Origin of the sequence: Nocardia sp. NPDC052254 (genome assembly GCF_040679495.1) — a bacterium.
GTDB lineage: Bacteria > Actinomycetota > Actinomycetes > Mycobacteriales > Mycobacteriaceae > Nocardia.
In genome coordinates this window covers 290,846-310,887 of the sequence record NZ_JBFAUW010000009.1, presented here as the reverse complement: position 1 = coordinate 310,887, position 20,042 = coordinate 290,846, and the positions used below count along the sequence as shown (strand labels likewise).

23 protein-coding genes and 1 riboswitch are annotated in these 20,042 nt (G+C 68.6%); of the genes, 14 read left to right on the top strand and 9 right to left on the bottom strand.

Annotation, left to right across the window (positions count from 1 at the left end; all coding sequences use genetic code 11):
- The first annotated feature begins 263 nt into the window (after positions 1–263).
- The 3 genes from AB0L57_RS23255 to AB0L57_RS23245 are packed head-to-tail and all read left to right on the top strand — an operon-like array spanning position 264 to position 2,679.
- On the top strand, positions 264–1,091 hold the full coding sequence (locus AB0L57_RS23255; RefSeq protein WP_364965736.1) for a GntR family transcriptional regulator: 828 nt from the start codon (positions 264–266) through the stop codon (positions 1,089–1,091).
- 11 nt (positions 1,092–1,102) lie between these two features.
- Positions 1,103–2,524, top strand: a complete 1,422-nt coding sequence (locus AB0L57_RS23250; RefSeq protein WP_364965733.1) for an amidase — start codon at positions 1,103–1,105, stop codon at positions 2,522–2,524.
- A gap of 17 nt (positions 2,525–2,541) precedes the next feature.
- The gene (locus AB0L57_RS23245; protein WP_364965729.1) at positions 2,542–2,679 is read left to right on the top strand and encodes a hypothetical protein; all 138 of its coding nucleotides are present in this window, start codon (positions 2,542–2,544) and stop codon (positions 2,677–2,679) included.
- On the opposite strand, the gene AB0L57_RS23240 is transcribed toward AB0L57_RS23245, so the two are convergent.
- Entirely contained in the window at positions 2,643–4,070 is a 1,428-nt protein-coding gene (locus AB0L57_RS23240; protein ID WP_364965726.1) for an FAD-dependent monooxygenase, read from the bottom strand. The two genes, AB0L57_RS23245 and AB0L57_RS23240, sit on opposite strands and share 37 nt — an antisense overlap.
- Before the next feature lie 111 nt (positions 4,071–4,181).
- Between AB0L57_RS23240 and AB0L57_RS23235 the strand changes: the two genes are divergently transcribed.
- The 3 genes from AB0L57_RS23235 (at position 4,182) to AB0L57_RS23225 (ending at position 5,747) form a co-directional block, all read left to right on the top strand.
- Positions 4,182–4,748 (top strand): helix-turn-helix domain-containing protein, encoded by a 567-nt coding sequence (locus AB0L57_RS23235; protein ID WP_364965723.1) that lies wholly within the window; start codon positions 4,182–4,184, stop codon positions 4,746–4,748.
- A gap of 97 nt (positions 4,749–4,845) precedes the next feature.
- Entirely contained in the window at positions 4,846–5,319 is a 474-nt protein-coding gene (locus AB0L57_RS23230; protein ID WP_364965720.1) for a MarR family transcriptional regulator, read from the top strand.
- Between the two features lie 5 nt (positions 5,320–5,324).
- Positions 5,325–5,747 (top strand): organic hydroperoxide resistance protein, encoded by a 423-nt coding sequence (locus AB0L57_RS23225; protein ID WP_364965849.1) that lies wholly within the window; start codon positions 5,325–5,327, stop codon positions 5,745–5,747.
- A 234-nt stretch (positions 5,748–5,981) separates the two neighbouring features.
- Here AB0L57_RS23225 and AB0L57_RS23220 read toward each other — a convergent pair whose 3' ends face one another.
- Positions 5,982–6,872 carry a universal stress protein gene (locus tag AB0L57_RS23220; protein WP_364965717.1) on the bottom strand — a complete coding sequence of 297 codons (891 nt, stop codon included), beginning with the start codon at positions 6,870–6,872 and terminating at the stop codon, positions 5,982–5,984.
- A gap of 237 nt (positions 6,873–7,109) precedes the next feature.
- Here AB0L57_RS23220 and AB0L57_RS23215 point away from each other — a divergent pair, with 237 nt between their 5' ends.
- Positions 7,110–7,334 carry a hypothetical protein gene (locus AB0L57_RS23215; protein ID WP_364965714.1) on the top strand — a complete coding sequence of 75 codons (225 nt, stop codon included), beginning with the start codon at positions 7,110–7,112 and terminating at the stop codon, positions 7,332–7,334.
- 54 nt (positions 7,335–7,388) lie between these two features.
- Complete coding sequence (locus AB0L57_RS23210) at positions 7,389–7,958, top strand: hypothetical protein (protein ID WP_364965711.1); 570 nt, start codon at positions 7,389–7,391, stop codon at positions 7,956–7,958.
- Between the two features lie 6 nt (positions 7,959–7,964).
- On the opposite strand, the gene AB0L57_RS23205 is transcribed toward AB0L57_RS23210, so the two are convergent.
- The 5 genes from AB0L57_RS23205 to AB0L57_RS23185 all read right to left on the bottom strand — a co-directional run bounded on the left by AB0L57_RS23205 (position 7,965) and on the right by AB0L57_RS23185 (position 14,473).
- Complete coding sequence (locus AB0L57_RS23205; protein WP_364965708.1) at positions 7,965–8,912, bottom strand: alpha/beta fold hydrolase; 948 nt, start codon at positions 8,910–8,912, stop codon at positions 7,965–7,967.
- A gap of 80 nt (positions 8,913–8,992) precedes the next feature.
- Positions 8,993–11,098: an acyltransferase family protein gene (locus AB0L57_RS23200; protein WP_364965705.1), complete on the bottom strand. Its 2,106-nt coding sequence runs from the start codon at positions 11,096–11,098 to the stop codon at positions 8,993–8,995.
- Positions 11,099–11,243: 145 nt separating this feature from the next.
- Positions 11,244–11,927: a rhomboid-like protein gene (locus AB0L57_RS23195; RefSeq protein WP_364965702.1), complete on the bottom strand. Its 684-nt coding sequence runs from the start codon at positions 11,925–11,927 to the stop codon at positions 11,244–11,246.
- Positions 11,928–12,075: 148 nt separating this feature from the next.
- Positions 12,076–13,251: a class I adenylate-forming enzyme family protein gene (locus AB0L57_RS23190; RefSeq protein WP_364965699.1), complete on the bottom strand. Its 1,176-nt coding sequence runs from the start codon at positions 13,249–13,251 to the stop codon at positions 12,076–12,078.
- Between the two features lie 673 nt (positions 13,252–13,924).
- Positions 13,925–14,473, bottom strand: coding sequence for a TetR family transcriptional regulator (locus tag AB0L57_RS23185; RefSeq protein ID WP_364965696.1), 549 nt, complete (start codon positions 14,471–14,473; stop codon positions 13,925–13,927).
- A gap of 97 nt (positions 14,474–14,570) precedes the next feature.
- On the opposite strand from AB0L57_RS23185, the gene AB0L57_RS23180 reads away from it, so the two are divergent.
- From AB0L57_RS23180 to AB0L57_RS23160, 5 genes are all read left to right on the top strand, one after another.
- Entirely contained in the window at positions 14,571–15,038 is a 468-nt protein-coding gene (locus AB0L57_RS23180) for a DUF4334 domain-containing protein (RefSeq protein ID WP_364965693.1), read from the top strand.
- A gap of 9 nt (positions 15,039–15,047) precedes the next feature.
- Complete coding sequence (locus AB0L57_RS23175; RefSeq protein WP_364965846.1) at positions 15,048–16,145, top strand: NAD(P)-dependent alcohol dehydrogenase; 1,098 nt, start codon at positions 15,048–15,050, stop codon at positions 16,143–16,145.
- A 19-nt stretch (positions 16,146–16,164) separates the two neighbouring features.
- A riboswitch (cobalamin riboswitch) is annotated at positions 16,165–16,307 on the top strand.
- 36 nt (positions 16,308–16,343) lie between these two features.
- Positions 16,344–16,559 (top strand): CbtB-domain containing protein, encoded by a 216-nt coding sequence (locus AB0L57_RS23170; RefSeq protein ID WP_364965690.1) that lies wholly within the window; start codon positions 16,344–16,346, stop codon positions 16,557–16,559.
- A 21-nt stretch (positions 16,560–16,580) separates the two neighbouring features.
- Positions 16,581–17,432, top strand: coding sequence for a CbtA family protein (locus tag AB0L57_RS23165; RefSeq protein WP_364965687.1), 852 nt, complete (start codon positions 16,581–16,583; stop codon positions 17,430–17,432).
- Positions 17,429–17,989: a histidine phosphatase family protein gene (locus AB0L57_RS23160; protein ID WP_364965684.1), complete on the top strand. Its 561-nt coding sequence runs from the start codon at positions 17,429–17,431 to the stop codon at positions 17,987–17,989. Before AB0L57_RS23165 ends, AB0L57_RS23160 begins: the two co-directional genes overlap by 4 nt.
- 38 nt (positions 17,990–18,027) lie before the next feature.
- Here AB0L57_RS23160 and AB0L57_RS23155 read toward each other — a convergent pair whose 3' ends face one another.
- Positions 18,028–18,402: a DUF488 family protein gene (locus AB0L57_RS23155; RefSeq protein WP_364965681.1), complete on the bottom strand. Its 375-nt coding sequence runs from the start codon at positions 18,400–18,402 to the stop codon at positions 18,028–18,030.
- 165 nt (positions 18,403–18,567) lie between these two features.
- Between AB0L57_RS23155 and AB0L57_RS23150 the strand changes: the two genes are divergently transcribed.
- Positions 18,568–19,329, top strand: coding sequence for a 1-acyl-sn-glycerol-3-phosphate acyltransferase (locus tag AB0L57_RS23150; RefSeq protein ID WP_364965679.1), 762 nt, complete (start codon positions 18,568–18,570; stop codon positions 19,327–19,329).
- Between the two features lie 15 nt (positions 19,330–19,344).
- On the opposite strand, the gene AB0L57_RS23145 is transcribed toward AB0L57_RS23150, so the two are convergent.
- The gene (locus tag AB0L57_RS23145) at positions 19,345–19,902 is read right to left on the bottom strand and encodes a hypothetical protein (protein WP_364965676.1); all 558 of its coding nucleotides are present in this window, start codon (positions 19,900–19,902) and stop codon (positions 19,345–19,347) included.
- Positions 19,903–20,042 lie beyond the last annotated feature (140 nt).

Below are 20,042 nucleotides of genomic sequence, written 5' to 3'. Positions count from 1 at the left end.
TCCGTGTCGAATCGTCGTGTGCTGCCAGTCAACCGGACAGCGGACCGGGCGTCTTGTACGTATCGGACATCCGGTTCGCACCGCGTAACGGCGCCGCGCGCGCACCTCCCGATCCCGCGGCCGGTCCGGGGCCCGGCGAAACAGCGCATACCCGGGCACGAAAGCGCTGTTCACAGCGGTGCGGGTGCGGATATCGATCGCGTAACCAGGTATTTACCTCGAGCCCTTGTCGCGTAACGCGCAGTCTCTGCACGCTACCTGGCATGCAGTACCGCACCGAACAGCTTCATCCCGATCAGGCGGATCGCGATCGCCCGGTCTTCCGCGATCAGGTGCGCCAGCTCCTGCCCGCCGCCGCACATCTTCCGGCCCGCCGGCTCCGTGACCTCCTGCGTGCTGCCCTGCGCGCGGGCGCATTCGGCTCCGGGCGCCTGCCCGGTGAGGCCGAACTCATGGCCGAGCATCACCTGCCGCGCGATGTGGTGCGCGCGGCCCTGGCCATGTTGTGTGCCGACGGCCTGATCGAACGCCGCCGCGGTGTGGGCACCGTCGCGATCCGCGAGCACCATGTCGTGTCCGGCGCCCTGCCGCCGGAGGGTCGCACCCTCGAAGAACATCTGGAGCTGGGCCGCATCGCACCGCGGTTGCTGCACTGGGCATGGATTCCGATCCCCCGGGTGATCGCCGCCCATCTCGACGGTGTGCGCGCCGACGAGGACTGCCTGTGCATCGAATACGTTCTGCTGCTCGATGATCGCCCGCTGGCGGTGTTCACGAACTATCTGCGCGCGCCGGAAGCGAGCCGCATCGATCAGGCCGCCTTCGGCGACGATTTCTACACCCTGCTGCGCGGCGGCCGCGTCGAGGTCGACGGCTGCGATGTCGGGGTGCAGGCCGCCCGCGCAGACGACTGCACCGCCGCCCTGCTGCACGTACTGCCCGGTGAGCCGGTGCTGCTGGTGGAGCAGACCATCCGGACCCGCGCCGGCGAGGCCGTCGACTACGCCCTCGGGTCCTGTCGTGCGGAGATCCAGCTGCAACTCGGCGCGATACCCCGACTCGACATGACCGCGACCCTGCCCCACCGATGATGAGGACGATCATGACACTCGCCGCCACCCCACCCGCGCTCTCCGGTCTCACCGGCGCCGTCGCGGCCCTGCGCACCGGTGACGCCACCGCCGCGGGCCTGCTCGCGGACGCCACCGCCGCCGCCGACACCCACGACCCCGCTCTCGGGGTCTACCTCAACCGTTTCGACGAGCGTGCCGCCGCACAGGCCGCGCGGCTCGACGAACGACTGGCCGCCGGCGATCCGGTCGGCCCGCTGGCCGGAATTCCCTTGGGAATCAAGGATATTCTCGCCCACTCGGCGGCACCCACCACCGCGCAGAGCCTGGTTCTCGACCCGGCCTGGGGCGCCGCCGAGGGCGACTGCACCGTGGTGCGCCGGCTGGAACAGGCCGGCGCGATCATCACCGGCAAGGTCACCACGATGGAATTCGCCATCGGGGCGCCGGATCCGGACAAGCCGTTTCCGGTGCCGCGCAATCCGTGGAACACCGACCGCTGGGCCGGTGGATCCAGTTCCGGATCGGGCAGCGGTGTCGCCGCGGGTATGTTCCTCGGCGCGATCGGCACCGATACCGCGGGCAGCATCCGAATTCCGGCCGCCTTCAACGGAATAACGGGTCTCAAGCCGACCTTCGGACGGGTACCGAAGTCCGGTGTGGTGCCGCTCGGATACACCCTCGACCATCCGGGGCCGATGGCTCGCTCGGCGGCCGACTGTGCCCTGCTGCTGTCGGTCCTCGCGGGCTACGATCCCGCCGATCCCTACAGCGCCCGTACTCCAGCCGACGACTACGTCGGCGCCCTCACCGGCGAACTCACCGGCCTCACCATCGGCGTGGACACCCTGGACCGCTTCGCCGACGGTGGAATGGATCCCGAACAGCCGCACAGGTTCTCCGCGGCGGTGGCCGAACTCGAGGCCGCGGGCGCCCGGATCGTGCCGGTCGAGGTGCCGATGTACCGCGAGCTCACCGCCGTCGACGTGGTGGTGATGCTCGCCGAGGCGCACGCCTACCATCGGCGCACCCTGCGCGATCGGTGGGACGACTACGGGCGCGCCACCCGCATCATCCTCGCCGGTGGCGACGCCGTGAGTGGCCCGGATTACGTCCAGGCGCAACGGGTTCGGCGCATCGGCCGGCAGCGGATGGCCGAACTGCTGGCCAAGGTGGATCTGGTCCTCACCCCGACCGGGCATCTCGGCGCCACGGCCCTGGCGGACATGGATCAACTGCAACCGATGTCGATGCTCGCGAGTCTGCATACACCGTACTGGAATCCGCTCGGCAATCCCACCCTGGCTGTTCCGATCGGCACCGGCCGTGACGGGATGCCGCTGTCGATGTCGCTGTCCGGCAGCCATTTCGACGAAGCCACCGTGCTGCGCGCGGGCGACGCCTACCAGCGCCGCACCGCACATCACACCGAAATCCCCACCACCGTCCGCTGATTCGTCAGGAGCCCACCGTGACCTGGTCCACCGATCCCGAAGAGAACACCGCCGTCGAGGGGATGCGCACCCTGGTACGCACCATGGCGGCACTGCTCACCGATGTCACCGACGCCCGCTACACCGATCCCGCCGGTGGTTTCACCGTCACCTGACCCGCACCGAGGAGGCGATCGACGATTCCGCCGGCCCGATGTCCGGCCGCCACGACCGCCTCCTCGGCCAGGGTGCGCGCGGCGCCCACGGCGATTCGCGCGACGATGTCGGGGCGCATCAGCGCGACCGGCCGCCTGGTCAATCCCATCACTCGATACAGCGTGGCGGAGACGACCGGATCGCGTTGCGCCGCCGCCAGCACCGGATCCAGGGCCGCCACCGCGGCCCGGATCAGCGGGTCCGGATGCGGTCCGACATGCGGCATCGCGCTGTCGGCGATCACCGTGAGCTGCCAGGCGACATCGATTTCGGGCGTCACCGCGGCATAGAACCGCCGGGCCAGGTCCCTGTCGCCCGCAGCCAGGCAGCGCTGCAGCGCGCGCATCTGGATCGCCGCGACGGTCATGCCTTGGCCGTAGACCGGGCTGAAACTGCACAGCCCGTCGCCCACGGCCAGCAGGCCCGCGGGAAACCGGTTCAACCGTTCGTAGCGGCGGCGCAGATTCGCCTTGTAACGGAAGGTGGAGATCTCGGTCAGCAGTTCGGCCCGCCGCAGCGGCCCGCGCAACGCCGGTGCGGCGATGTTCGCGGCGAAATCCAGGAAGGCCGACGCCTCGGTGGGCGGCTGCTCACCGGCGTGCCCGATCAGGGTGAGCACGTGCCGATTCCGGCCCTCGACCGCGAACAACGCCATGGCGCGCGGTGGCAGTTCGCGCACCCCGACGGTCACCGATTTGTCGGTCCCGAGCGCACCTGGTTCGAGTTCCACGAAGGCGCTGCGGTAGACGATGTCGATGGCGGTGCCCTCTTCACTCGGGCGCGGATATCCCAGGGCGTCCAGCCAGGCCGGCACGACACCACCGCGGCCCGTGCACGCCACCACGAGATCGGCCGCCAGTGCCGATGTCCCGTGTTCGTCCCGCAGTTCGACACCGGTGACACGCGTCCGGTCGGCGTCGGTCCGCACCCCGGTCGCCACACACCGATCCCGGATGGTCACGCCCGGCGATGCCGCCACGCGCCGGCGCACGTGATACTCGAGCTGCGGACGACTGGCCTGCAGTCCACGGTAGCCGGTGCTGACCCGAGCCAGCGTGCGTCCGGCCATCTGAAAGTTCACCTCGCCCAGCACATCACAGTCCACGGCCCCCGCGGCGAGCAGTTCGGCCGCCAGTCCGGGGAAGAACTCCTCGAGCAGATCCTTGCCTCGGGGCAGCAGGCCGTGCACGTGCCGGCCCTGTGGTACGCCCCTGCGGGCCTCGGGGCCGTCGGGCAGCGCGTCGCGTTCGACGACGGTCACCCGGTCGAAGTGTTCACGCAGCACCCGTGCCGCCAGCAGACCGCTCATCCCGGCACCCAGGACCACCGCGTGCTCACCGATTCTCGCCATTACCGCCCACTTCCCGATCACAAATGAGACTCAGTGTCAAATTAGTCTCAGTTTGCCGATCGAACAACCGCACCCGCCGGAACCGGGCGGGCGGACGGGCACAATGGTGCGGTGACCAGGTCCGCGACCGAATTGATCGATGCCGCATTGAGTCTCATCGCCGAGTCGGGCCTGACCGGCCTCACCCTCACCGATGTGGCACGCCGCGCAGGGGTCTCACGCGCCACCACCTACCGGGAATTCGGCGACAAGGACGGACTGGTCGCCGCGGTGGCGCGGCGCGAGATCGGCACCATGATCGCCGCCGCCTACCAGGTCGTCGACATGGCCGCACCGGCAGCCGAATTGACCAGATCGGCAACCCTTTTCGCCTTGCGGTACCTGCGCGAGCACGCACCGTTCACCTATATCCGCGACCACGAGCCGCAATGGTTGCTCACCCTCGCGGTGACACACGAGGGCGCCGAACGCAACCTCGTCGAAACGGTCACCGCACTGCTCACCCCGCTGCTGTCGCTCGGCCACGCCGGCGAACTGTCGGTGGCCCCGGATCAGGCCGCCGAGATCACCGTGCGCACCGTGTTGTCACATGTCCTGATCGAGCGCAGCACCCTCGACGACGAGGAGATCGCCGATACCGTCGCCCGGGCGGTATCGGCGACCAGCCACGCCCGCTGAGACGAAGCCGCTCCCTCGTACCGCGCTCGAAGGCCGCTGCTCCACGCTCTCCATTTTTCTATTGCACACAACTTACTTTGGTACTACATTATTGACCGTGACCAACCCACTGGCCCTCGACCAGCAACTGTGCTTCTCGCTGTACACCGCTTCGCGGGCGATGACCGCCCGTTATCGGCCGAAGCTCGAGGCCATGGGACTGACCTACCCGCAATATCTGGTCATGCTCACGCTGTGGGAAAACGACGGCCGCAGCGTCGGCGATCTGTGCGGCACCCTCGCCCTCGACTCCGGCACCCTCTCACCACTGCTGAAGCGGCTGCAGGCCTCCGGACTCGTCGAACGCATCCGTTCCGCCGAAGACGAGCGGCGCGTGGAGATCCGCCTCACCGACCGTGGGCGCGAACTGCGCACACAGGCGTGCGACCTTCCGGCTCACATCGCCGAATCCGTGGACATGCCACTGGACGACGTGGTGGCACTGCGAGACACACTGGCCCGGTTGACCGCCGCACTGAACACCCTCCCAGACCCGGATGCCGACCGTGCATCCGCTGACAGAAAGCGATGACCGCGATGACGATCCTCTACACCGCCGAGGCCCTGTCGACCGGAGACGGACGCAACGGCCACACCCGCACCACCGACGGCAAGATCGACCTCGCCCTGGCGATGCCGCCGGAAATGGGCGGAAGCGGGCAGGGCACCAACCCCGAGCAGCTGTTCGCCGCCGGCTACGCCGCTTGCTTCCACTCCGCGCTCCGGCTGGTCGGCAAGCAGGAGAAGGCGAACGTCGACGATTCGGCGGTCGGCGCGAAGGTCGGCATCGGCCCGAACGATGCGGGCGGTTTCGGTCTCGCGGTGACCCTGGAGGTCTCCCTGCCGCATCTGTCGCGCGAACAGGCCCAGGCCCTCGCGGACAAGGCACACCAGGTGTGCCCGTACTCCAACGCCACCCGCGGCAACATCGATGTCGACGTGGTGGTGGCCGAGGACTGAGATCAGCCTCGAGCCGAGGCCTCCGAGTCGGCGTGGCCCTCGCACCATTGCTGCGGGGGCACCGTCACGCGAACCTCGTCGATGTGAGCACCGCAGCCGGACCAGGTGGTTTTTCCGCAGGTGCCGCAGGTGGCGGGTACGCACATCTGTCAATCTCCATCTGTCGTCGGGCAGCAGGACCGGTCGCGTCCCACAGTACCGGGGGGTGGTATCGAGTGCCGTTCGGTCGAGTCGTCACCGGCGCACCACCATGATCGGGCATTCGACCGAACTCAGTAACGCGGCACTGGTCGAACCGAGCAACAGTCCCGTGAATCCACCGCGGCCACGGTTGCCGACCACCACCAGCTGTGCCGAATCCGACTCCCCCAGCAGCGATCTCGCGGGATCGTCACGCACGACCTGCAGGGTGACCAGCAGCTCGGGATAGCGCTCGCGCCACGGCTCCAGACGTTTCGCGAGCATGTCGTGTTCCGCGCCGACAATGGTGTCCCAGCCGAACATCGAGATGTCGAGTCCGGTGGTGTCGCTCCAGGAATGCAGTGCCACCAGCTCGACACCGCGCCGATGCGCCTGATCGAAGGCCTCCTCGATCGCGGGGGTGCTGTTGTCGGTGCCGTCGATACCCACCAGCACCGGCCGGCGCGCGGCCACCGGATCGGTCGCCGAACCCGACTTCACGATCACCACCGGACAGTGGGCATGCTGGACCAGCGCGGAGCTCACCGACCCCAGCACGGTTCGCTGTACCGCACCGCGACCGCGGCTGCCGGCGACCACCCGACGTGCCCGCTCCGATCGCACGAGCAGGTCGCCGATGATCAGCTCCAGGCCGAGTTCGGCGTCGATCCGCAGCTCCGGCCCGCCGATCTCGCGGGCCACCGCGGTGGCCTCGGTCAGGATCTGCTCACCGTCGGTGCGCAGCCAATCCGGTTGCGCCGTACCGGCGGCCAGACCGGGCCCGAAACTCGCCGGGATGGCGATCGAATGCACGATCTCCAGTCGGCATCCGCTCAGCGCCGCATCGCGCGCGGCCCACGCCACGGCGTGCAGGGATGTGGGCGAACCGTCCACGGCGACCACGATCGGCGCGGCGGGGTCGGATTGCTCGGTGGTCACGCTCATCCTCCTCGGTCGACTTCTCGGCAGCCGGCTCGGCGCGGCGGCCGGGCGAAACGCTGGAGCACTCGCACGGACGGCGACAGCTCGATGTTAGCCGGGCCACCGGACGGTCGGCGTGCGCGAATCGGGGACGGGTCCGGCTGCCCCGAACACTCGGGTCTGTCCGAATCCGCCGAGATGTAGTGAGTTGGTCCGTGCGACAGTCGTAGTCACCACCAGCCGACGGAACAGGAATCTCGTATGGGCACATTCGCAACTGTCACTCTGATCGGCGCGGCCACCACCGCCGTGCTGTCCGCGGGCGCCGGTGTGGCGGCCGCCGAAGACACCCCCGTCGCCACACCGGTGATCGCGCCGGGCGAGCCCGATCCGAACGGCACCGGTTCCGCCTCCGTCCTCACCTATCTGGTGGACGCACTGGCCAGCGGCAGCGCACAGCCCGCGGCCGCGCACCAGGTCCGGTAGTCCGGTCGCCCCGAGCGCCGCCCCCGGCACGCCGGGCCCACTATGTTCGAGGGTATGCACTGGGATCAGATGACCGCCACGCCCGATGAGCTGCGCAAGCGAGCGACCCGGCTACGACGCGGCGTCGGCCAGATCGGCATTCTCGAATCGATCCTCAGCGCGGCGGAAGGACCTTGGCTGGGCGCCATGGACGCCGACGGCCGGGGTACGGCGGAACTCAGAATGCATCTTGCCGGGCGGTATCGCGTGACCGCGGTCGTCACGAGCGCCGGCAAATTGAGCATGGTCGCGCTGTCCACTCCGGCCCCCGGCCGCGATCACGAGCGGGTGTTGTCCCTCAAGCCCGCCTTGCGCAAAGGCTGGGACGACGGCGAGCCGATGCCGAAACAGCCGCGGTGGCTCGACTATCTCGTGGACTGGGTGCGCGCGGCCAGCACCGATGTCGACCCCCGTGCGGTGCTGGCCTGGCATCTCGACGGCGCCGACCGCCGGCTGGCCGCCATGAACGAGACGATCGAGAGCCTGCGCCTGAGCCTGTCCGAACGCGAGCAACTCCGCGACGAGGTCGCCGCCGAAGTCACCAGGCTGCGAACCGAACTCGACGCCCTCGGCCCCGCGAACTGAACCTCGTCAGGCCGATTCCCCGACCTGGGTGAGGATCGCCTCGCGCGTCACCGCCCAGGCCGCGGAGTTCGGATCGGTGAATTCGGTGTGCCCGGTGCCGGGCAGGATCCGCAGTTCGGTGCGGTCCCCCGCGCCCCGGGCGGCATCGATGTAGCGGCGACTCTGCTCGGCCGCGACCACCCGGTCGTTGTCACCGTGGATCGCCGTGATGTGCACGCCCACCGGAAGATTCGCGATCGGCGAGGCGTAGCGGTAGTGGTCGGGCACCTCGGCGGGCAGACCGCCCAGCAGTTTGCGCGCGAACCCGTCGTTTCCGTGCCCGACGGCGTAGTCGAGGTCCAGAACCGAGGCCATCAGCGTCACGCTGCGGATGTGCAGTACCTGCGGTCCGTCGGCGCCGGAGGTGCGCCGTCCCGCGGCCCATGCCGCCAGCTGTCCACCGGCGGAATGTCCGGCCAGATGGACACGCCCGAGATCCAGCCTGCCCCCGGCGCGTTGCTGGACCACGGTGGCCAGGGCACCGATCGCGGCATCGGCGTCGGTGAGCGTCACCGGCCAGCCACCCGCGCCGTTGACCCGGCGATACTCGATATTCCACACCGCCACACCGGATTCGGTGAGTTGCCGGGCCTGCTCGGCGAACTGTGACAGATCCCGGTACTGCGCCCAGCCGCCACCGTGGACCAGCACCACCACCGGACAGCGCCCGGCCGACCCTGTCAGCGGGCCACCGGCCGGCAGATAGAGATCACCGAAGGTGTCGGCCTCGGGTCCGTAGGCGATGCGAATCGGCGCTCCGGGTACGACCGGCTCGGTGAACAAGCCCGGAATGAGCGGGCCCGTGGCACCACTGGGCGCCGCCGGTTCCACCGAGAATCCGATGCCCCCGACGACAGCCGCCAGTACCGCGACCACAGCCCAGCGGCGCGCCGCGCCGTATTCAACCCCCACCACGTGCGGGACCTCCTGCTAGAGCCACTCGTGCTCACCGTAGCGGCAATCGCGCCGTTACGCCGCTCACGTGACGCGTGGCACTACCACCAGTGCAGCAGCGGGTCGATCGCCCGTCCCAGCGGACCCGCCAGCGATCGCGAATAACTGGAGGTCAGGTGGTGTTCGTCGTGATAGACCAGGATATTGCCGACCACCACGGGGCATACCTGCGCATCGCAGAACGCATCGCTGAGATCGATGGGGAAGATGTTCGGATAGCGCGCAGCGGGTTCGGCCTGCGGATCGATCGGGTCCAGGGCGTCGGAACGACGCATACCGCAGCTGACCGCGTTGCCACCGCCGGCCAGGCAATCGGCCGCCTTGTACGGCACCTCGCCACGACGTGACCACGGGGTGTCCCGGATGGTGATGACGTTGAGTCCCCGATCGGCCAGCGCCGACCACACATCCACGTAGTACGGCGGTGTCTCGTCCCCGGCGCCGGCACGTGGTCGGCTGCCGGTGGTGAACACCCAATCGGGCCGGTCGACGGCGAGCCGGTCGACGACCGCGCGCGACCAGTCACGGCAGTCGGGAATCGGCTCCCCCTTGTAGGTGGCGTCGTCGGCCAGGGTCAGCGGGCACCCCATCTTCAGATACACCTGGATGCGGAAGGAGTGTTCGGCGGCGAGTTCCTGGAATGCCGGAATCCAGTGCTCGGCATGCGAACTGCCCACCACCGCGATCGTGCGGGTGGCCGACAGGTCGCCATACGTACAGGTGACCACGTCCCTGGTGTCCCAGTCGGCGATACATCCGTCGAGGGTGGGCGGTGGTAGTTCGTTCGGTGCCTGCAACACCGTGGGCCGCATCGGGGCCGACGGCGTCGGCAGATGGGAGGCCAGCGCTTCCGCGCCCGGATACTGCATCGAGTCCAGCGCCCGCGCCGCCGGAGCCGGCTGGGTGCGCACGACGCCGAACTGCCACACGGTGGTGGTCACGACCACCACCACGGCCACCACCGACACCGCCGCGCCGGCGATACGCCGATACCGCACCGATCGGGCCGCCGCGGTGCGCGCGCCCATCCGCAACGGTTGCTCGACCCACCGATTGGTGCCCCAGGCCAGCACCAGTGATACCGCGACGACCCCCGCGCCACCGACGAGCCCGGCTCGCGACCGGCCGGATTCGGCCAGATAGTAGATCAGGATCGGCCAGTGCCACAGATACAACGGATACGCGATGCCACCGAGCCATTGGGCCACTCGGGACGAGAGCAGCCGGTTGGGCCACGGCCTTTCCTCGGCCGCGACATTGTTGGCCGACGCGATCACCGCCAGCGCGGCCAGCACCGGCACCAGCGCCGCCGGGCCGGGATAGCGGTTGGCCCCGTCGACGATCACCCAGCCGCAGGCCACCACCAGCGCCACACCCGCGAATGCGGTGATCCCGCGCAGGATCCGGGGCAGGGTGAGCATCGGACCGGCCAGCGCGAGCGCCGCACCGGCGAGCAACTCCCACAGCCGGGCGCCGCTGTCGTAGTAGTTCCAGCCCTGATGAGTGGCAGCACCGTGTGCCGCGTAGAGCAGCGACAGCAGCGCGGCCGGGGCCGTCACCACCGCCAGCACCGGCCGAACCTGCTCGATCCGGCCGATGCGGCGCAGCACGGCGGTGACGACCGCGACCACGACGAGTGCGAGCAGATAGAACTGCCCCTGCACGGCCATCGACCACAGATGCTGCAGCGGGCTCACCGACGGATCGGCGGCCAGATAGTCCGACCAGGTCAGCGCCAGGCGCCAGTTCTGGTAGTAGAACAGCGAGGCCAGCGTCTGCCCGGCCAGATCACTCCATTGGGTGTAGGGGCGGGTATACGCGGTGGTGGCGACCACGGCGGCCAGTACGACCACCATGGCGGGCAGCAACCGCCGGCCGGTGCGGCGCAGCGTGAATCCGACACCGACCGATCCGGTCTCCGCCCGTCGCAGCAGCAGACCGGTGAAGAAGAAGCCGGACAGCACCAGGAAGACGTCCACCCCGCCGGAGACCCGGCCGAACCAGATGTGGAACACCACCACCAGCGCGATGGCCACACCGCGCAAGCCGTCGAGATCACTGCGATAGGTCGCGGCTCGGGATGCCTTGTCCGCACCCGCCCGCGGCCGGGACGCGGCGGTGACGCGCGCGCCCGTACTTCCGGTCACCACGCGCAGGGCCGGTTCCCGCGATCACGGGCCGAGAGCGCCACCGAAACGGGGAGATGAACACGCGCAGACCACAACACGTCCATTCTCTTAGCACGGAGCAAACGGTCAGCGCCACTTGGCTTTCCGAATTCGATCCGATGGGCTAGGCTCCACGCGCGCGCCCGCGTTCCCGCCAGGCCACCGCGGGATTCCACACCGGCGCTGTCCGAGATCGGGTGATCGGATAGAACGCCAGTCCGATCAGGAATGCCGACAGATGGCCGATCCCGGTGAAGGTGAGATGGATCAGCGGCGGCGCCGCGAAGCACGCACCCGCCGCCACGACGTAGGCCCACCGCCACGGATAGGCGAGGTGATAGGTCAGCACCCCGATGATCCCGGCCAGGAAATAACTCACGCCGATATCGCGAACGTCGACGAGCGCGGGATCGGCGTGGCCGTGCCGAATGGCCCAGCCCAGCACTCCCTCACTGATATAGGTGGCCGCGACGTGGGCGACCAGACCCACGCTCGCCCACCGCAGCGCACCGAGCCAGCGTTCGGCCGGCGCGTGGAACACCCAGAACAGCAGCAGATACGGCAGCCAGAAGTAACCGTCGATCCACAGCAGACTGGTCACCAGGACATGGACGGGGTCGTTCTCCAGATTGTCCAGATTGGTCGACCGCTCGCCCAGCAGGGGCTTCAGCTCGCTGCGCGGAACCGAGTGCTGCACGATGGTCGTGACGAGCAACAGGGTCAGCCAGGAGAAGGTCCACGGCGCGCTGCGTGCCTGGCGCCACACCGCACTCGCGCGGCGACGTACCGGATGTGGTTGTCGATTCACCGCCGCAGCTCCTCACCGGCCGGCCCGAGCCGGTGATCGCCCGGGCGCGACAACCGGCACATCGACACTGCGCGCCGGGCCCGGCAACCACCTCACCCGCGGCGGATGAAGCTGTGTCCCGGCCGCCCACGGCCGGGCACCGCCCCGGTCAGCCGGCCGCCACCACCCAGGCGGGCAGGCCCGCGAGACTGCGGCTCAGATAGCTGCCGTCCCCGGTGAGCGAACGGTCGAATTCGGCCGGGTCGTTGAGATAGGTGGTCGCCAGTGATTTGGTGTGCACCTGTGCGTACTGCTCGCCGTCGGCCGAATGCGCCTGCACCCGCACACCGGACAGCAGATGCACACCGGCCCGCTCGGCGGCGTCGAAACCGTATGCCACCGGGCCGGTTTCGTCGAGGCCGTAGCAGATCGTGATGGGGCCCGACATCGCGCGCACCCGCTCGGTCACGGCCGAGGCCACCGAATGCGGCGCCACCCGCAGCCGGATCCGCCGCAGCGCCGCGGCCACCTCGGTCGGCAATTCCTCTCGCGTCCCCTGCACCATGGCCTGGTACACCGCGGGCTCGGCGATCAACACGGTCGGCGATTCCGCGGCCAGCCGGCGGTGGATGTTGCCCGGCGCGTGGGTGCCGTCCGGTAGTACCAGATCGGCGCCGGCGACGAGATTGGCCACCGTGGCGGTGTGAAATCCGAAGCGCCCGAACAACCCGGCGTAACAGAGCACACGATCGGATTCCCGGAGTTTGCTCGCACCCACCCACGCCGTCGCCGCGTTGAGAACCGCGGTCGCGGAGTATTCGAGGCAGACCAGCCGCCGCGACGGCGCGGACGCGACCCGGCACAGTTCGGTGTCGCGGTGCAGCGCCGGACGTTCACCGTCGATATCGGTGCGCTGGGCCCAGGAACGTTCGTCGAGCCGGACCCCGCTCGCCTGCCCGGAAGCCACCACGGCGTCGATCGCGCATTCGTCTATCAGCTGACGCATCGCCGCCAAAGGAAGGGCGGGGTTGGCCAGGACCGGAACATCGCCGCGCGCCAGCAGCGCCAGTACCGTCGAGATATAGCCGGGGGAATTCCCCAGTGCGACAAGGACTCTCGACCGCGGGCGGCGTAAGACCGTATCGAACCGAGCGGCCTTCTCGGCCACCTCCCCGAGCAAATCGCCGAAGGTTCTGGCGTCCTGCGCCGCCGACACCGTCGCGTGGGGGCGCATCCGCATGGCGGTGGTGACCGCACTGAACAACAGCGCGGGCCTACCGGCACCGGTCGTAATATCCCTGTCGCGATATCCGCGAATATTCACCGATGCAGATTTCGTTGTCATCGAATACCAATCTTTGTTCCCCCTTGTCCGATATCTACCGCATTCCTCCCCGCAGTACACGCTCGCACCCGATCACATGTGGTCACACGCACGCCATCGGGATGCGGTCACATTAGCCACAACCGCAACAATGTGCAACCGAGTTCAATTTCACGCGTTTCGCGAATACATTTACGAATGCAAGCACATTTGCACGGATGAATGTGCGCGATTCTGCGCGTACGGATGACCGCACGGGAGGCGGTGGGCGAGCCCTCCAGCTCGGATGCGGCGCCATGAATCACGATCCACCTCGATCGATACCGTCGGCGCGGACAGTCCGCTCCCAGCAGGCGCCTCCCGGGTCCGTCGCGCCACCCGGCCGGCGACCCGGCAATACATCCGGACACACGTCTCCGAGAATCATCCTGCACCGGGTCGGCGCGGAAATTGCGAACGACGCGCCGAACGGTTTCCGGAACTCCGCAGATGGGCATTGTCTGTAAATGCACGAGCGTGCCGGACCGAATTTCCGCACGATTCCGCACCCGCACCGAAACGAATAAACAGCGACAATTCCACCGGACGTCATGCGCCGGGCGGTCCGGGCCCGATCGGGGCGCTCACCCCCTCGGAGGATGCGCTCGGCCCCGGCTCGACCACCGAATCGGCGCGGCCGCGGCGGGATCGGAGGCTACGGCGCGATCAGCCGGCGGGCCGCGAGTACCGTTGCGGCACGGCGTACTTCGGCATCACCGGCGGCCGGCGCGTGGACCGCGGACGTGCGCGCCAGGTCGGTGAGCAGCGTCAGCAGAATCGACGGCTGGAACTCGGCGGTGATCCAGCCACCGCGCTGGCCACGGCGGATCTCGGCGATCTTGGGCGCCACCGCCCGACGGATCGCCTCGTCCGCCCCCGGGATGTGCACGCCCTCGATCTCCGCCCAGGCCTGTAGCCGGGCGTTGTCCGGATGCTCGAGATAGTGGTCGAACAATCTGCCGACATAGGCGGGCAGATCATCGGCATCCAGGGCGGTCTCCGCCGCGGTCGCACCGGCCCACTGCTCGGTCACCGCCGCGTACAGGCTCTCTTTACCGCCGAAATAGGCGTACAGCCGCTCCTTGCTGGCGTGCGCGGCGTCCGCGATCCGGTTGATCCTGGCACCGGCGATGCCGTGGCGAGCGAACTCCACCTTGGCGGCGGCGAGAATTCGCTCCCTCGTGGCATGGCCGGCTGCGCGCATACGGCGAATCCTATCTTGCCGAACCAATTGGTTCGGGTGTAAGTTGCCGAACCACTTGGTTCGCGATGCGGATCGGTTCGACGAGCGGAGGAGAACCATGACGGGCACCACCGAGCGCTGGCGGGAGTTGGCCGGACAGGCCGACGGGGTGGCGACGGCCGATCTGGATCAGCTCTGGTCCGAACTCGAGACCGTGCGCGCCGAGGACATCCTCGGCGAATGGCAGGGCGGCGCCTTCCGCACCGGTCACCCACTGTGCCGCGCACTGGACAAGAGCCGCTGGCACGGAAAGACATTCGTCTCCACGATGGACGCCAAACCGCTCATCTGCCGCGCCGAGGACGGGACCCTGTTCTCCGATACCGCACTGGGCGGCGGCGAAGCGACGCTGTGGGACATCGAATTTCGCGGCGAGGTCACCGCGACGATGGTCTACGACGGCCGCGCGGTCTTCGACCATTTCAAGCGGCTCGACGAGACCACGCTGATGGGCATCATGAACGGGCGTCCCGAGCTGGTGCTGGCCGGCGGCGAACACTTCTACTTCTATCTGGAACGGATCTGACCCGTGCCGATCACCACCACCGCCGCGCTGTCGCGAGATCCTCACGCCCCCTTCGATATCGAGTCCGTGACGGTCGACGACCCGCGCGACGACGAGATCCTGGTGCGGATCGAGGCGGCCGGGATCTGTCACACCGATCTGGTGTCCCGCGCGGCCGGAAGCCCGCAGCGGCCGGTACTGCTCGGCCACGAGGGTGCGGGAGTGGTCGAAGCGACCGGGAGCCGGGTGGCCGGTGTCCGCCCCGGTGACCGGGTCGTGCTGACCTACCGGCACTGCGGCGACTGCCGCAACTGCCGGCTGGGCCGGCTCGCGTACTGCGCCCGATCCACCGTCCTCAATCAGTTCGGCGCCCGGCCCGACCGCACACCGCGCATCACCGTGGCCGGCACCGCGGTGCGGGACGGATTCTTCGGACAGTCGAGTTTTGCCGGATACGCCCTGGCCACTGCCGACAACACCGTCGTGGTCCCCGGCGACACGGATCTCGCGGTGGCCGCGCCGCTGGGCTGCGGATTCCAGACCGGCGCCGGCGCGGTGCTGAATGTTCTCGCGCCCGAACCAGACGCGCGGCTGGTCGTCTTCGGGGCGGGCGCGGTGGGGATGGCCGGCCTGCTGGCCGCGCTGACCCTGCCCGGAGTCGATGTGGTCGTGGTCGAGCCCGCCGTGAGACGGCGGGAACTCGCCGTCGAACTCGGCGCCACGGCCGCCCTGGATCCCGCCGCCGGTGACATGGCCGCTGCGCTGGCGGATCTCACCGGCGGCGGCGCCACTCATGCCCTCGACACCACCGGACGGCCCGAGGTTCTGGCGACCGCGGTGAGCGCACTGGGTGTCGGCGGCGCCGTGGCCGTGGTCGGTCTGGGCGCCGGCGTCCCGCCGATCGATCTACGCGATATCGTGCTGGGCGGCAAGTCCGTCCGCGGCTGCCTCGAGGGCGATGCGGTTCCGGCGCAATTCATTCCGCGGCTGCTCGAGCTGTATCGCGCGGGCCGCTTCCCGATCGACCGGCTGGTCCGGACCTATCCGCACACCGAGATCGGTGCCGCGCTGGCCGATCAGCGTGACGGTGACGTCGTGAAACCCGTCCTCACCCGGTGCGCGCGGTAGCTGACCGTCCTCGCCCCGATTGACCATACGAACAGCGGTTTCGTATGGTTATGTGAGCGTCGATTCGAGGAACCCGGTGAGAATCCGGGATGGTCGCGCCACTGTGAGCACTCCGGTGACGGAGTGCGAGTCAGGAACTCGGATCGCATGCTCACCATCCGTCTACGGGGACGCGTAATCCCCTGAAGGAGTGCCCCCATGGCGACGTCCTATGTCCCCCGGTCCGGTATCGAGTCGATTCGGCTCTCGATTCCCACCACGGCACTGTGGCTGGCCGGGACCACCCTGCTCGCACTGCTCGCCCTCTACTTCATCGGTGTCGACCAGGGTGCGGTCTCCGTCTTCGGTAGCGATATGCACGTGCACGAGTTCGTTCACGACGCCCGCCACTTCCTCGGCTACCCCTGCCACTGACCGGCGGAACGAGTCGACACCATGGAAAAACGAATCATCGGCCGCGGCGTACTGGTCGGCGCGATCGGCGGACTGCTCGCCTTCCTGTTCGCCCGGATCCTGGCCGAACCCATCATCAACCGCGCCATCGACTACGAGGGCGGGCGCGACGAGGCCCACACCCAGCTGGAACAGGCCGCCGGGCACTCGATGCCCGGCATGGAGGAAACCGAACTGTTCACCCGATCCGTGCAATCGAATATCGGCATCGGTTTCGGCATGATCATCTTCGGTGCGGCGATGGGCGCGCTGTTCGCGGTCGTCTACTGCCTGTTCATCGGCCGCGTCGGCAAACTCACCCCGCGCAATCTCGCGCTGTGCCTGGCAGGCGGCATGTTCGCCGTGCTGTACGCGGTGCCGTTCTTCAAATATCCCGCCAACCCGCCCTCGATCGGCAACCCCGACACCATCAAGGAGCGCACGGGCCTGTACCTGCTGATGGTGGTGATCTCCGCGGTGGCTGCGGTCGGCGCGGTCTGGCTCGGCCGGCGACTGCAAGCGCGGCTGGGCAATTGGACCGCGACCATCGTCGCCGGACTGGCCTTCGTCGTCGTGGTCACCGCGATCGCCGCGCTGCTGCCCGCACTCGGGCATCTGGCCGCCAACCGCGCGCTGGGTGATGCGGCCACCGAGACACCGCGTCCGCTCACCGATGCGAGCGGGAAGATCGTCTACCCGGGCTTCCCCGCCGACGACCTGTACTACTTCCGGTTCTATTCCTTCGCCGCGCAGGTCATTCTGTGGACGGTCATCGGTGTCGGCTTCGCATCGCTGGCGCCTCGACTGTTCGGTCGAGCCGAAACCGAGTCCGCCGCACCGGCTCCGGTCGTATGACCACAGGCGTCACCCGGCTCACGCTGATCAGTCACGGGATGACCGAGGCGATGCGAGCCGCCCGGTTCCCGATCGACGAGCCGATCGAGCGGATCACCCGGGATATCGCACCCGACAGTGCGGTATCCCGGGCCGATCTGGTCCAAGTCGGGCCCGAGGTCCGGGCCGCGCAGACCGCCGGACTGCTGAATCTGTCCGGCACGACCGAACCCGCGTTGCGTGATCTGGATAGCGGCCGATGGGCGGGTTCGGCGATGGACGCACTCGCGCCGGAGGACCTGATGGGGTGGCTGAGCGACCCCGGCTACCGCGGCCACGGCGGCGAATCGGTCACCGAGGTGATCGATCGGGTGCGGACTTGGCTGCGTGCGTGTGCCCCGCTGCACCGGCGCGTCGTCGCGGTCACCCACCCGGCCGTCATCCGGGCGAGCGTCCTCGTCGCCCTGTCCGCGCCGCCGGAATCGTTCTGGCGCATCGACATCCCGCCGCTCAGCGCCACCACTCTGCACGGACGCGGCCCGGCCTGGACGCTGCGCCACACGGCCAACCCGTTGTGATCGGACGGGCGTGATCGACGCGCGACGTGCCGAGGGATTCACTCGTGGTCGACGGCCAGCAGCTCCGCCAGCACCGCCGCCTCGCTGATATCGATGCGTTTGGTCGCCGACAGCAGGGTGAGCGTCCCGCGCCGGACCAGCTCGCGCAGATGGTCCAGTTCGACCGCACGTTCGGGATCTCGCAACTCGTCCCGGTAGCGGCGGCCGAATCCGTCGAATCGCTGTGGATCGTGCCCGTACCACTTGCGCAGTTCCGTCGACGGCGCGATCCGCTTGCACCACTCGTCGAGATGCGCGCGTTCCTTGCTCACACCACGTGGCCAGATCCGATCCACCAGCACCCGTGTCCCGTCATCCGGACTCGGGTCGTCGTAGATCCGCCGGACCCGGACCTGCGGTCGAGTACGCGCCATCGAACCTCCTCCGATCGCCCCCGCTCGTATCCGGGCACGGTCGACAGTAGCCAGTCCGCCCCTGCCATCGAGGACGAGCGGCCCGCGGTGGTGTCGCCGGCTCGGTGGTCGATTTGTCGATTCCGCCCTACCTACGGCCCCGTAACTTACGGTATCGTAGGTTCCGTGAAATTCTCGATACCGGCCACCACCACCATTACCCCACCCCCGGTGGTCGACTTCGACAACCGCGATGTGGTGTACGAGTACTACCGGACACACCGGCCCCCGCGCGGGCGTGCCCGGTTGCTGTACGCGATCACCGCGTACCGCAAACGCCCGGCGGTCCGGTACGCCGACGGTGTCCGTGAGCAGATCCGGCGCCTGATCCGTGACGACAGGCGCCTGATCATCGCGATCAACCACCTCAGCGTCGAGGATCCACGCATGGTCGCCGCCTGCGCGTGGCGCAGTGTCTTCCGGTCGCGGATCGGCCGGATCCGGGTGCTGGCCAAGGACGAACTGTTCACCGACCACGCACAGCGAGCACGTATCGACATCATGGGCGCGATCCCGGTCTTCCGCGGCAAGGATCACGGTCCGCGTGCGGCGCACGCCGCCGGTCAGCAGCTGATGGACATCTGCGTGCAGCGCATGACCGACGGCGACGACCTGGCGGTGTTTCCGGAAGGCACCTGCAACGAGACCGATCCGACCCGGATACAGGTCGTCGGCACCGGAATCGGGCACATCGCCGCACGCGCCCGAAAGGCCGGCACCGCACCGGTTTTCGTATTCCTCGGACTGACCTACGGGACCGACGGCCGGGCCACCTTCTTTCTCGATCGGCCGATGGCCGAGTTTCCCGAACGACCGGCCCAGATCACCCGGGCGGTCGGCGCGCGGATGCAGCAGGCCCTCGACGGCGCGATCGCCGCGGCACGCTGATCCGCACCCGGACGGTCAGCAGGCGGGAAACGTGCGTACCCCGGACTCGTCGGCCGGGCCCACCACCGCGCGAAAAGATTCCGCTTCGACGACCGGCGGACCGATTCCGGCGGATTCCAGGGCGCGCGCCTTGAAGGCTCGCGCGGCCACGCTCGGCGTGTACTGCGTGGGCGAGGCTTGTGCGAAAATCGTTTCGTCGCAACCACTCTCACCCCACAGTCGGACATCGGTGCGCGCACTGCCCATATATCGGTAGGCCCACTCGCGGGCCGGTTCGCCGAATTCGGTCAGCTCACCGGCGACAGCGAAGGCTTGCGGGACGGGCACCTGGCGCCGGCAGTTGAGCACACATCCGAGGTCGACGACGCCCAGCCCGAGAATGGACAGCGGTCTGGTGTCCCCCGGCGAAGCGACGGCGACGGTCACATCCCAGCCCGACATCGCGCGATCGAACAGCCAGCCGCCCGCGCGCGAGACGACATCGGCCGGACTACCGGCGATCACGACGATCTGATACCTCAGTGGTCGCCGGCCCGACTCGGCCACCACACATTCCGTCGGAGATTCCGCCACGTGGGCGCTTGTACGAGACCAGTGCGTTACAGCAGACATAGCATTTCCGTTCCGATCACAACCACCACTGTCTCCCCCGCCCGCGACGGCCCACTCGCCACGGAGCCGAGAGTAGTTTATTTTCCCCCAGCGGGAGAAAA

Excerpts from the sequence above, each read along its gene's own strand:
- AB0L57_RS23255 (WP_364965736.1), top strand. The coding sequence starts at position 264 with ATGCAGTACCGCACCGAACAGCTTCATCCCGATCAGGCGGATCGCGAT.
- AB0L57_RS23250 (WP_364965733.1), top strand. The coding sequence starts at position 1,103 with ATGACACTCGCCGCCACCCCACCCGCGCTCTCCGGTCTCACCGGCGCC.
- AB0L57_RS23240 (WP_364965726.1), bottom strand. The coding sequence starts at position 4,070 with ATGGCGAGAATCGGTGAGCACGCGGTGGTCCTGGGTGCCGGGATGAGC.
- AB0L57_RS23225 (WP_364965849.1), top strand. The coding sequence starts at position 5,325 with ATGACGATCCTCTACACCGCCGAGGCCCTGTCGACCGGAGACGGACGC.
- AB0L57_RS23220 (WP_364965717.1), bottom strand. The coding sequence starts at position 6,872 with ATGAGCGTGACCACCGAGCAATCCGACCCCGCCGCGCCGATCGTGGTC.
- AB0L57_RS23215 (WP_364965714.1), top strand. The coding sequence starts at position 7,110 with ATGGGCACATTCGCAACTGTCACTCTGATCGGCGCGGCCACCACCGCC.
- AB0L57_RS23210 (WP_364965711.1), top strand. The coding sequence starts at position 7,389 with ATGCACTGGGATCAGATGACCGCCACGCCCGATGAGCTGCGCAAGCGA.
- AB0L57_RS23190 (WP_364965699.1), bottom strand. The coding sequence starts at position 13,251 with ATGACAACGAAATCTGCATCGGTGAATATTCGCGGATATCGCGACAGG.
- AB0L57_RS23185 (WP_364965696.1), bottom strand. The coding sequence starts at position 14,473 with ATGCGCGCAGCCGGCCATGCCACGAGGGAGCGAATTCTCGCCGCCGCC.
- AB0L57_RS23180 (WP_364965693.1), top strand. The coding sequence starts at position 14,571 with ATGACGGGCACCACCGAGCGCTGGCGGGAGTTGGCCGGACAGGCCGAC.
- AB0L57_RS23170 (WP_364965690.1), top strand. The coding sequence starts at position 16,344 with ATGGCGACGTCCTATGTCCCCCGGTCCGGTATCGAGTCGATTCGGCTC.
- AB0L57_RS23165 (WP_364965687.1), top strand. The coding sequence starts at position 16,581 with ATGGAAAAACGAATCATCGGCCGCGGCGTACTGGTCGGCGCGATCGGC.
- AB0L57_RS23160 (WP_364965684.1), top strand. The coding sequence starts at position 17,429 with ATGACCACAGGCGTCACCCGGCTCACGCTGATCAGTCACGGGATGACC.
- AB0L57_RS23155 (WP_364965681.1), bottom strand. The coding sequence starts at position 18,402 with ATGGCGCGTACTCGACCGCAGGTCCGGGTCCGGCGGATCTACGACGAC.